Origin of the sequence: Ornithinicoccus halotolerans (assembly GCF_009602535.1) — a bacterium.
Lineage (GTDB): Bacteria > Actinomycetota > Actinomycetes > Actinomycetales > Dermatophilaceae > Ornithinicoccus > Ornithinicoccus halotolerans.
The window spans coordinates 66,518-76,707 of the sequence record NZ_WIQI01000006.1; the positions used below are offsets into that span (position 1 = coordinate 66,518).

12 protein-coding genes are annotated in these 10,190 nt (G+C 75.4%); 7 read left to right on the plus strand and 5 right to left on the minus strand.

Annotation, left to right across the window (positions count from 1 at the left end; translation table 11 throughout):
* The 3 genes from GFJ45_RS02840 to GFJ45_RS02850 are packed head-to-tail and all read left to right on the plus strand — an operon-like array spanning position 1 to position 3,279.
* A complete protein-coding gene (locus tag GFJ45_RS02840) occupies positions 1 to 816 on the plus strand; it encodes a 2,3,4,5-tetrahydropyridine-2,6-dicarboxylate N-succinyltransferase (RefSeq protein ID WP_153393927.1) in 816 nt (271 codons plus the stop codon).
* Positions 813 to 1,949, plus strand: a complete 1,137-nt coding sequence (locus GFJ45_RS02845; RefSeq protein ID WP_194288481.1) for a pyridoxal phosphate-dependent aminotransferase — start codon at positions 813 to 815, stop codon at positions 1,947 to 1,949. The genes GFJ45_RS02840 and GFJ45_RS02845 overlap by 4 nt, the downstream gene beginning before the upstream one ends.
* Positions 1,950 to 2,007: 58 nt before the next feature.
* Entirely contained in the window at positions 2,008 to 3,279 is a 1,272-nt protein-coding gene (locus GFJ45_RS02850; protein ID WP_194288482.1) for a type III PLP-dependent enzyme domain-containing protein, read from the plus strand.
* A gap of 24 nt (positions 3,280 to 3,303) precedes the next feature.
* On the opposite strand, the gene GFJ45_RS02855 is transcribed toward GFJ45_RS02850, so the two are convergent.
* A complete protein-coding gene (locus GFJ45_RS02855; RefSeq protein WP_153393933.1) occupies positions 3,304 to 3,453 on the minus strand; it encodes a hypothetical protein in 150 nt (49 codons plus the stop codon).
* Between the two features lie 134 nt (positions 3,454 to 3,587).
* Positions 3,588 to 4,094, minus strand: a complete 507-nt coding sequence (locus tag GFJ45_RS02860) for an Lrp/AsnC family transcriptional regulator (RefSeq protein ID WP_153393935.1) — start codon at positions 4,092 to 4,094, stop codon at positions 3,588 to 3,590.
* A gap of 102 nt (positions 4,095 to 4,196) precedes the next feature.
* Between GFJ45_RS02860 and GFJ45_RS02865 the strand changes: the two genes are divergently transcribed.
* The 4 genes from GFJ45_RS02865 (at position 4,197) to GFJ45_RS02880 (ending at position 8,621) form a co-directional block, all read left to right on the plus strand.
* Entirely contained in the window at positions 4,197 to 5,300 is a 1,104-nt protein-coding gene (locus GFJ45_RS02865) for a thiamine pyrophosphate-dependent dehydrogenase E1 component subunit alpha (protein ID WP_153393937.1), read from the plus strand.
* Entirely contained in the window at positions 5,297 to 6,355 is a 1,059-nt protein-coding gene (locus tag GFJ45_RS02870; protein WP_153393939.1) for an alpha-ketoacid dehydrogenase subunit beta, read from the plus strand. Before GFJ45_RS02865 ends, GFJ45_RS02870 begins: the two co-directional genes overlap by 4 nt.
* Positions 6,352 to 7,788, plus strand: coding sequence for a dihydrolipoamide acetyltransferase family protein (locus tag GFJ45_RS02875; protein ID WP_153393941.1), 1,437 nt, complete (start codon positions 6,352 to 6,354; stop codon positions 7,786 to 7,788). Before GFJ45_RS02870 ends, GFJ45_RS02875 begins: the two co-directional genes overlap by 4 nt.
* A 200-nt stretch (positions 7,789 to 7,988) precedes the next feature.
* Positions 7,989 to 8,621, plus strand: coding sequence for a hypothetical protein (locus GFJ45_RS02880; RefSeq protein ID WP_153393943.1), 633 nt, complete (start codon positions 7,989 to 7,991; stop codon positions 8,619 to 8,621).
* 53 nt (positions 8,622 to 8,674) lie between these two features.
* Here the strand turns inward: GFJ45_RS02880 and GFJ45_RS02885 are convergent, their stop codons facing one another.
* From GFJ45_RS02885 to GFJ45_RS02895, 3 genes are read right to left on the minus strand one after another with little or no spacing between them, the layout of a single operon-like run.
* Positions 8,675 to 9,070, minus strand: a complete 396-nt coding sequence (locus GFJ45_RS02885) for a DUF2237 family protein (protein ID WP_153393945.1) — start codon at positions 9,068 to 9,070, stop codon at positions 8,675 to 8,677.
* 28 nt (positions 9,071 to 9,098) lie between these two features.
* The gene (locus GFJ45_RS02890) at positions 9,099 to 9,473 is read right to left on the minus strand and encodes a DUF4333 domain-containing protein (RefSeq protein WP_194288483.1); all 375 of its coding nucleotides are present in this window, start codon (positions 9,471 to 9,473) and stop codon (positions 9,099 to 9,101) included.
* Between the two features lie 50 nt (positions 9,474 to 9,523).
* Positions 9,524 to 10,036 (minus strand): phosphoribosyltransferase, encoded by a 513-nt coding sequence (locus GFJ45_RS02895; protein WP_153393949.1) that lies wholly within the window; start codon positions 10,034 to 10,036, stop codon positions 9,524 to 9,526.
* Positions 10,037 to 10,190: the final 154 nt, after the last annotated feature.

Consider the following 10,190-nt stretch of genomic DNA (forward strand, 5'->3'; position numbering starts at 1 on the left):
ATGACGACCACCACCCTGGAGCAGTTCTTCACCGCCCCCGTCGACGAGGTCGTCGCGGCACCCGAGGCCCGCGACCGCGTCGAGGAGCTGCTGGCCGGGCTGGAGTCCGGTGACGTCCGCGCCGCCGCGCGCGGGGACGACGGCCGCTGGCGTCCCCACCCGTGGGTCAAGCACGGGATCCTGGCCGCGTTCCGCCTCAGCGAGCTGGAGGAGCTGCCGGCCTGGCCCGGCGGCGCCGTCGACAAGGAGCTGGTGCCCCCGCGCGCCTTCCACCTCCACGACGGCGTGCGGGTCGTGCCGGGCGGCACCTCGGTGCGCCGCGGCGCCGGCCTGATGCCCGGCACCGTCGTGATGCCCCCGAGCTACGTCAACGTCGGCGCCTACGTCGGTCCGGGCTCGATGGTCGACAGCCACGTGCTGGTCGGCTCCTGCGCCCAGGTCGGCAGCGGCGTGCACCTGTCCGCCGGTGTCCAGCTCGGCGGCGTGCTGGAGCCGGTCGGCGCGGCGCCGGTCGTGGTCGAGGACGACGCCTTCGTGGGCGCCCAGGCCGGCCTGTTCGAGGGCGTCGTCGTGCGGTCAGGGGCGGTGCTCGCCCCGGGCACCGTGCTCACCTCCTCGACGGTCCTCTACGACCTCGTCAACGAGGGTGAGGTCCGCGGCGAGGTCCCCGAGGGCGCCGTGGTGGTGCCGGGCACCCGCCCGGCCCGCGGCGACTACGCCGCCCGGATGGGCCTGGCGCTCTACGCCCCGTGCATCGTCAAGTACCGCGACGCGGGCACCGACGCCGCCACCACGCTGGAGGAGGCACTGCGGTGACCACCGTTCCCCGTGTCGAGCGGCTCTCGGCGCCGGCGGTCCGCCAGCTCGCCAAGGGCGCCCCGCCGGACGCCATCGACCTCGGGCTCGGCCAGCCTGGCTGGGCGCTGCCGGAGCCGGCGCGGCAGGCACTGGCCGCCGCCGGCGCCGAGGAGGCGCCCTGCCCCTACGGGCCCAACGAGGGCCTGCCCGCGCTCGTCGAGGCGGTCGCTGACCACCACCGCACCGACCCGGGCCAGGTGCTGGTCACCCACGGCGCCCAGGGCGCGCTGTTCGCGCTGTTCCAGGCGCACGTCAACCCAGGTCAGCGGGTGCTGGTGCCCGACCCCGGCTTCCCCGGCTACCGCACCCTCGCCACGCTGTGCGGCGGCGAGGTGGTGCCCTACCGGCTCGGCCCGCGCGGCCGGCTCGACCCCGACGCCCTCGGCCACGCGCTGCAGGCGGCCGCTGCCGACGGCGACGTTGCGATGGTGCTGCTCAACCACCCGAGCAACCCAACCGGCGGGGGCGCCACGGCGGAGGCGCTGGCCGAGGCGGCCGAGCTGGCGGGGCGGCACGGCGCGCTGGTGATCTCCGACGAGGTCTACCGCGAGCTGCACCTGGGACACCCGGACCGCCGGCAGGCCAGCCTGCACGACGTCACCGACGAGGGCGTGGTGGTGTCCTCGGTCAGCAAGGCCTGGGCCGCCCCCGGCCTGCGGGTCGGCTGGGCGGTCGGCCGCCCGGACCTGCTCGCGCCGGCCCGGCTGGTGCACGCGGCGATGACCACCGCCCCGGCCCGGCCCAGCCAGCTGGCCGCCGCGGCGCTGCTGCGCGAGTCCGCGACCGTGCTGGCCGAGTCCTGCAGCCAGCTGGTCCGCCGCTGGTCGGTGGCGCAGACCGCCCCGCACCCGGTCGCGGCCGCGGTGACCCCGGCGGGCGGCTTCTACCACTGGCTGGAGCTGCCGGCCTGGGCGCTGGCGGACCCGATGGCGTTCTGCCTGCGGCTGCGGGACGAGGGCCTGGTGACCGTCGTGCCCGGCAGCGCGTTCGGCAACGCCGGCAACGACCACGTGCGGATCAGCTGCGGCGGCGATCCCCGGCAGCTGGCCGAGGGCCTGCGGCGGCTGGACCGGTTCTGGCGGGCGCCGTGACCCGGCGCGCCGGCCCACCCTGGCGGACCTCCTCTCGGCTGTGAGCACCATGACGACTGTGACGACCCCGGACCTGTTCGCCGTGGACGACCTGACCGCCTCCTCGCTGGCGGCCGAGTACCCGACGCCGGCGTTCGGCTACCGGCTGGACCTGGCACGGGAGCGGTTCACCCGGCTGCGGGAGGTGCTGCCCGCGCGGGTGCAGCTGGCGTACGCGATCAAGGCCAACCCCGGCCAGCCGCTGCTGGACGCTCTCGCCGCGCTGGGCGCCTGGTTCGACTGCGCCTCGGCCGGCGAGGTGCGCCGCGTGGTCTCCGCCCGTGCCGCCGGTGACCGGCTGCCACCGCACTCCGCCTCCTCCGGCCGGCTGGTGCTGGCCGGGCCGGGCAAGCGGGAGAACGACCTGCGGGCCGGGCTCGCCGCTGGCGCCCGGGTCCAGGTCGACGGCCTGGAGGACGTGGCCCGGCTGCAGCAGTGGTGGGACGGGCCCGACCCGCTCCCGGTAAGCGTGCGGGTCCACCCCGGCTCCGGGATCGATGAGCAGGCCGCCATCATCGGCGGGGCCGGACCGTCGGCCTTCGGCGTCGACGAGGAGGAGCTGCCCGCCTTCCTGGCCGCGGCCGGCCGCTACGACCGGGTCCGGGTCGCCGGGTTGCAGGTCTTCGCCGCCAGCAACGAGCTCGACGTCGACCGGCTGCTGGGCAACCACGAGGTGGCGCTGCGGATCGGGGAGCGGATGTCCCGCGACCACGGCCTGGCGCTGGACCTCATCGACCTCGGCGGCGGGCTGGGCGTGCCCTACCACGCGGACGAGGGCGAGCTGGATGTCGCCGCGCTCGGGGACGGGCTGGCGCGGCTGCTGGAGCGGCACGACTGGTTCACCGGTGACCTGCTGCTGGAGCCGGGCCGGTGGCTGTCAGCCCCGATCGGCGTCTACCTGACCCGGGTGGTGCGCACCAAGCACTCCCGGGGCACCGACTTCGCGGTCCTCGAGGGCGGCATCAACCACCTGCTGCGGCCGCTGCTGACCGGCCAGTCCTTCCCCGTCCGCCGGGTCTGGCGGGCCCGGGACGCGGCCGAGCGCGACACCCCCGTCCAAGCCGCCGGACAGGCGGCCGCCGACCTGGGGGAGGACGCGCCGCCCCGGACCTGGACACTGGCCGGTCCGCTGTGCACCTCGCTGGACCGGGTGGGCACCGCCGAGCTCGCGGGTGACCTCGCGCCCGGCGACGTGCTCGCGTTCGGCCAGGCCGGCGCCTACGCGGTCACCCAGGCGATGACCCACTTCCTCAGCCACCCCCTCCCGGAGGAGATCTGGCTGGAGGCGTGAGCCGCTAGCGGCGCTGCGGCGATCTCACCCGCGGGTGGGGCGGCGCATCCGCCCCGGCGCCGGCCGGGGCGCCACGCCGTGGGCCAGTGCCGAGGCGGTGTCGACGCCGTAGCAGACATCCAGGGCAGCGTGCTTCAGGGTGCGCCACACGGGCAGCAGCACTCGGGTCACCATGGCGTCCACTGTCGGTCGCGCGATCACCCCGGACGAGGGGCACGAACGCCAGGATGCGCACGATTCCTGCCAGCCGTCCCGGCGAGGGGGCGCGCACCCGGACCGGGAGCCGGCCGGCGTCGAGCCACCCCCGCTCACGGCAGCGGAGGCGGCGAGGCGGCGGTCTCCTCGAAGATCAGCCAGGTGCGGGTCGCCGTGACCCCCGGGATGGCCTGGATGTCCTCCAGCACCAGGTCCCGCAGCTCGTGGTTGTCGCGGGCGCGCACCTGCACGATCGCGTCGAACTCGGCACCGACGAGGGCCACCCGCTCCACCGAGGGCAGCGACCGCAGCGCGGCCGCGACCGAGCGCCAGGTGTTCTGCTCGATCGACACCGACACGTAGGCGGCGGTACCCAGCCCGACCAGCTCGGGGTCCACCTGGGCGGCGTACCCGGTGATCACCCCGTCCCGCTGCAGCCGGTCCAGCCGCGCGTAGGCGCCGGCCCGGGAGATGTGCACCCGCTCGGCGAGGGCGCGCACCGACAGCCGGCCGTCCTGCACCAGCTCGCGCACGATCGCCAGGTCGGTCTCGTCGACGGCCACCCGTCCACGGACGCGGGGCGCCGGCACGCGCCGGTTGGACGTTGTGCGCTCAGTCATGTCCTCATCGTGCCAGGTGTCCACAGATGCCGGGCACCGTTGAGTCCTGTGTCGGTCGGGACCGACGATAGGAGGACAACGCACCCGGAGGAGAGGTCGACGATGACCAGCGTGGCGGACCTGCTGCCCTGCCCGGAACCGGTCCGGTTCCTCGACGACGCCGGGCAGCTGCTGCCGGGGGCACCCGGCGGTCAGGCCCGCGACCGCGGCTACCAGCTGCCCGAGCCGGAGGCGCTGGTGCGGCTGTGGCGGGGCATGGTGCTGGGGCGCCGGTTCGACGCCCAGGCCACCGCGTTGACCAAGCAGGGCCGGCTGGCGGTCTACCCCTCCTCCCGTGGCCAGGACGCCTGCCAGGTCGGCCCGGTGCAGGCGCTGGGCCCGCAGGACTGGTTCTTCCCGACCTACCGCGACTCGATGGCCCTCATCGCCCGCGGCATCGACCCCGTCGAGGCGCTGACGCTGCTGCGCGGGAGCTGGCACTGCGGCTACGACCCGCGGGCCACCCGCACCGCCCCGCAGTGCACCCCGCTGGCCACGCAGACCGTGCACGCCGCCGGGGCGGCCGACGGGCTGCGCCGGCGCGGTAGCGGCGGGGTCGCGCTGTGCTTCGTCGGGGACGGCGGCACCAGCGAGGGCGACTTCCACGAGGGCCTGAACTTCGCGGCCGTCTTCGAGGCTCCGGCCGTCTTCTTCGTGCAGAACAACCGGTACGCCATCTCCGTCCCGCTGTCCCGGCAGACGCACGCGCCGGCGCTGGCCTACAAGGGGGTGGGCTACGGGATCCGCTCGGAGCAGGTCGACGGCAACGACCCGGCCGCGGTCCTGGCGGTCACCCGCGCCGCGTACGAGCACGCCCGGCACGGTGGTGGCCCGTTCCTCATCGAGGCCCACACCTACCGGCTGGAGGCGCACACCAACGCCGACGACGCCAGCCGCTACCGCGCCGAGGAGGAGGTGCGGCAGTGGGCCGGCCGCGACCCGATCGCCCGGCTGCAGGCGCACCTGCTGGGCACCGGCGCGATCGACGAGGCCGCCGTGGCCGAGGCGCAGCAGCAGGCCGAGGCGTTCGCGGCCGACCTGCGCACCCGGATGCGGGAGGAGCCGGAGGTCGAGCCGCTGTCGCTGTTCGAGCACGTCTACGCCGAGCCGACCCCGCAGCTGCGGGAGCAGGCCGCGATGGTCCAGCACGAGGAGGCGCTGCGATGACCGCGACCGAGACCGCCGCGCGCCCGGCCACGCCGGCGCCGGGGCCCACGACCTTCGCCCAGGCGCTCAACGCCGCGCTGCGCGACGCGCTCCGCGAGGACCCGGACGTGCTGGTCTTCGGTGAGGACGTCGGCACGCTCGGTGGCGTCTTCCGGATCACCGACGGGCTCGCCCGCGACTTCGGGCCGGAGCGGTGCTTCGACACGCCGCTGGCCGAGGCCGGCATCGTCGGCTTCGGCCTGGGGCTGGCCACCCAGGGGTTCCGCCCGGTGGTGGAGATGCAGTTCGACGCCTTCGGTTACCCCGGGTTCGAGCAGGTGGTCAGCCACGTCGCCAAGATGCGCAACCGCACCCAGGGCCGGCTGACCGTCCCGATGGTGATCCGGATGCCCTACGCCGGCGGCATCGGCGGGGTCGAGCACCACTGCGACTCCTCCGAGGCCTACTACGCGCACACACCGGGGCTGCACGTGGTCTCCCCGGCCACCCCGGCAGACGCCTACTCGCTGCTGCGGGAGGCGATCGGCAGCGACGACCCGGTCGTGTTCCTGGAGCCCAAGGCGCTCTACTGGTCCAAGACCGAGCTGGAGCTGCCGGTGCGCACCGAGCCGATCGGCACGGCGGTGGTGCGCCGGGAGGGCACCGACGTCACCCTGCTCAGCTACGGCCCGCAGCTGCCCCGGGCGCTGGAGGCCGCCGAGGCCGCCGAGCAGGAGGAGGGCTGGAGTGTCGAGGTGGTCGACCTGCGCTCGATCGTGCCGTTCGACGACGCGACGGTGACCGCCTCGGTGCGCAAGACCGGCCGGTGCGTCGTGCTCGCCGAGGCCAGCGGCTTCGCCGGGGTGTCGGCCGAGGTAGCCGCCCGCGTCACCGAGCGCTGCTTCCACTCCCTCGCCGCACCGGTCCAGCGGGTCAGCGGGCTGGACATCCCCTACCCGCCGCCCGTCCTGGAGCACCGTCACCTGCCCGGCGTGGACCGGGTGCTCGACGCGATGGAGCGGTTGCAGTGGGACGACCGGCCGGACCCCACCTACCTGGAGGAGGACCGCCGGTGACCCGGCACGACGACGCCAGCAGCGTCTTCCGGCTGCCTGACCTCGGCGAGGGGCTCACCTCGGCCGAGATCGTGGAGTGGCTGGTCACCGAGGGCGACACCGTCGACGTCGACCAGGACGTGGTGGTCGTGGAGACCGCCAAGGCCGCCGTCGAGGTGCCCTGCCCGTTCGCGGGCACGGTGGCCGCGCGGCACGGCGAGCCTGGTGACTCGCTGGCGGTCGGGGACGCGCTGATCACGATCGAGCCCGCGGCGGTGGGAACGCCGCAGCAGGGCTCCACCACCGACGGGGCTGAGCAGTACCGCACCGAGGAGCGGGCCGGCGCCCGCGTCCCGGCGCCGACCGCCGTGGGGGCACGCTTGGGCACCGACGGCTCGGCCGAGGAGGCCGGCGAGGGCTCCGGCGCGGTGCTGATCGGCTACGGCACCGGCCGCGGCGGCTCCCGCCGCCGGCGCCGCCCGGAGGCGGGGACGCGGGAGCGAGCCACCAGATCGGGAGTCAACGGCCACGGGCCCGAGGGCTCCTCACGCGGGAGTGACGGGGACCGTCCGCCGGAGCAGCGGCAGGCGGTCCGGGTCATCTCCCCGCTGGTGCGGCGGATGGCGCTGGAGTCCGGGCTCGACCTGGCGACCATCCGCGGCACCGGCCCGGGCGGAGTGATCCGCCGGGCCGACGTCGAGGCGGTCCTGACCGCGCGCGCCGAGCCGACCGTGCCTCCCCCTGCGGCAGCTGCTCCACCGATGGAGCAGCGGATCCCGCTCACCGGTGTGCGTGGCGCCATCGCCGCCAAGCTGGCCACCTCCCGCCGCGAGATCCCGGACGCGACCACCTGGGTGGACGCCGACGCCACCGCGGTGGTCGAGCTGCGGGACACGCTGCGCCGGGTCCGGCCCGAGGACGGCATCGGCCTGCTCGCCCTGCTGGCGCGGGTCATCGTGACCGGACTGCGCCGCTACCCGGAGCTGAACGCCTCGGTGGACACCGCGGCCGGGGAGATCGTGCAGCACGGCTCGGTGCACCTCAGCGTCGCCACCCAGTCCCCCCGCGGGCTGGTCGTGCCCGTGGTGCACGACGCGGACCGGATGAGCACCGCCGAGCTGGCCGCGGCGCTGCGGGAGGTGACGACCGCGGCGAAGGAGGGGTCGCTGCCCCCCAGCCGGATGACCGGCGGAACCTTCACGCTGAACAACTACGGCGTCTACGGCGTGGACGGGTCGACCCCCATCCTCAACCACCCCGAGGCCGGCATGCTGGGCGTGGGACGGATCGCGCAGAAGCCGTGGGCCCACCAGGGCCAGCTCGCGCTGCGGCAGGTCACCCAGCTGTCGCTGACCTTCGACCACCGGGTGTGCGACGGCGGCACGGCCGGCGGCTTCCTGCGGTTCGTCGCCGACTGCGTGGAGCAGCCGGCGGTCCTGCTCGCCGAGCTCTGAGCCCCCGCCCGGATCGATCTCCCGGACCGCGCTGCTGTCCCTGGAGGAGGAGCCGACCCGTGCGCGTCCGGCGGTGACGGGCCCGGCGCTCGCGGCGGCCCTGGACGAGCTGCTCGACTCCCGCAGCCAGATGACGCGCCGCGCCCTGCGGGCGACCAAGACCGCGTGAGCGGCGTTGACACGCCTGGGAGGATGCAGGGATGCAGGAGGGGTCCGTGCGGACCGTCGTGGCGGTCACCGGTGGCGGCCACCTCCTGCTCGTCCTCCTCGGTGCTGCTGTCCTCGGCTGGGGCGAGCGGCTGGACCCGCTCGGACCGGTGGCCCTCGGTGCCCTCTACGCCTCGCCAGCGCTCCTGGCCCTGCTGGCGCTGCGCGCCCGACGCCGGCTGCTGCTGGCCGCCGCGGTGTCATCGCTGGTCCTGGCGGTCGTGCCGTTCTCCGTGCACAGCTTCGTCCTCGGCCCGGCCGGGCTCACCTACGCCGGCCTCTACGCGCGGATGTCCTCCCGTCAGCGCGACCCCGTCCCGCTGCTGACGGTGGTGGCCTGCCCGCTCCTGCAGGTGGCGGCGCTGGTGGCACTGCTCCAGCACGAGGACCCGGCGTGCTACACCGAGCACCAGGACGGCGAGGTGACCATCGACCGCTCCCCGGCCGGCTCCACCACGGACAGCCGGACGGCTGGGCCGGACACCGTGGTGGTGGCGCAGGGGTGCACCAGTGACACGGTCGTCTGGTGGGAGGCGGCAGCCGGTCTCGGGCTGACCTCCGCGGCCGTCGCGCTCGGTCTGCTGCCACCGCCGCGGCTGCGCGACCCGGTCCCCGAGCGGAGCTGAGCCCGGCTGCAGCGTGACCGCGCCCGCCAGGCCGAGCCGGTCACCGGCAGCCGCTACCGGTCGAGCAGCGAGCCCGGGTCGTCGGGCACGTCGACGGCGTGGTCGCGGAGCAGCTGCAGCGGCACCACCTCCAGCGCCCGCTCGTGCGTGGCCGCCAGCACGACCGGGGCAGCGCGCCCGTCCTGCACCGCCTGCAGCCACCGGACCGCGACCACGCACCAGCGGTCGCCCGGCTGCAGGCCGGGGAACATCCACTCCGGCCGGGGGGTCACCAGGTCGTTGCCGACGCGGCGCTGGTGCTCCAGGAAGTCGCTGGTCATCACCGCACAGACGCTGTGGTTGCCGAGGTCCTCCTCGGTGGCGATGCACCAGCCGGTGCGGGTGAACCCGGTGACCGGGTCGCGACCGCACTCCTGCAGCTCACCGCCGAGCACGTTCCGCTCCGTCATCGCACCTCCTCTGTGCCACGGCCGCCGGTCAGCCCGTCGGTGACTCGGTCGCGGCCGAGTCGTCCGGTGCCGGCGCGTCGTCGGGGGCCCCCACGGCGAGCGGCTCCAGCCGGTAACGCACCTCGCGCCCCGCCACCTCGGTGACGACCACGCGGATCCGGTCGACCTCCACACCGCTCTCGAGCAAGCCGTCCATGTCGACCTGGCAGATCATCCGGGCGTCCAGCTCTGGCGGCAGGTCCCCGGGGCAGTCCAGCGACGAGATCACCGCCCCCTGCTCGGCCATCGCCTCCCGGATGCTCTGCTCCACCTGCTCCTGGGACACGTCGCGGGAGCAGCCCGCCAGTGCCACCCCCAGCAGGAGCGCCGCCACCGCGCGGGCCGCAGCGCCTGCACGGTGCATGCGGACCTCCCTCTCCTCGCGCTGCGCCAACCCTAGTAGCAGCGCGGCCGCTACCCGGCCCGTCGGCCGGCGCTGGCCTCGGCCTCCACGGCCGACACCGGGGGAAGGACCGACCATGGGAACTCGATCCAGCGGTCGGTGCGGCGCCAGACGTAGTCCGGCTCCAGGACCGTGCGCGGCTTGCTGTAGAGCGTCACCGTGGTGACCTCCGCACCGGCCGTGCGGAGCAGCTCCACCACCTTGGCCAGGGTCCGGCCGGAGTCGGACACGTCGTCGACCAGCAGCACCTTCTGGCCGTCCAGGGCGGGCGCGTCGAGAATCGGGGGCAGCAGCCGCGGCTCGGGCATCGGCTGCTCGATGTCGGTGTAGAACTCGACGTTGATGGAGCCGCAGCTCTTGCTGCCGAGGGCGTAGGCGATCGCCCCGGCCAGGGTGAGCCCGCCTCGGGCGACCGCGACCACGACGTCGGGGTGGTAGCCGTCAGCCACCAGGGCGCGCGCCAGGTCACGCGTCGCCGCCCCGAAGTCCTCCCAGCTGAGCGTCTCCCGCTCCGGTCCTGCCATGGCGGCCCACTCCCTCCACGTCCTGCGCTCGCGGCCCCGACGCCCCCGGGGGCCCGGAAGCGTGCCCCGCACCCTACCGAGCGCGCGGGGCACCGCTCGTGCCGGGCTCCGGGCTCAGACGGTCGCCAGACCGGCCGCCGGGGGCACCCGCGCC

What these genes read in the sequence shown, in the direction of transcription:
- GFJ45_RS02840 (WP_153393927.1), top strand. Translation starts at nt 1, where the DNA reads ATGACGACCACCACCCTGGAGCAGTTCTTCACCGCCCCCGTCGACGAG.
- GFJ45_RS02855 (WP_153393933.1), bottom strand. Translation starts at nt 3,453, where the DNA reads ATGGTGACCCGAGTGCTGCTGCCCGTGTGGCGCACCCTGAAGCACGCT.
- GFJ45_RS02860 (WP_153393935.1), bottom strand. Translation starts at nt 4,094, where the DNA reads ATGACTGAGCGCACAACGTCCAACCGGCGCGTGCCGGCGCCCCGCGTC.
- GFJ45_RS02865 (WP_153393937.1), top strand. Translation starts at nt 4,197, where the DNA reads ATGACCAGCGTGGCGGACCTGCTGCCCTGCCCGGAACCGGTCCGGTTC.
- GFJ45_RS02870 (WP_153393939.1), top strand. Translation starts at nt 5,297, where the DNA reads ATGACCGCGACCGAGACCGCCGCGCGCCCGGCCACGCCGGCGCCGGGG.
- GFJ45_RS02880 (WP_153393943.1), top strand. Translation starts at nt 7,989, where the DNA reads ATGCAGGAGGGGTCCGTGCGGACCGTCGTGGCGGTCACCGGTGGCGGC.
- GFJ45_RS02885 (WP_153393945.1), bottom strand. Translation starts at nt 9,070, where the DNA reads ATGACGGAGCGGAACGTGCTCGGCGGTGAGCTGCAGGAGTGCGGTCGC.
- GFJ45_RS02890 (WP_194288483.1), bottom strand. Translation starts at nt 9,473, where the DNA reads ATGCACCGTGCAGGCGCTGCGGCCCGCGCGGTGGCGGCGCTCCTGCTG.
- GFJ45_RS02895 (WP_153393949.1), bottom strand. Translation starts at nt 10,036, where the DNA reads ATGGCAGGACCGGAGCGGGAGACGCTCAGCTGGGAGGACTTCGGGGCG.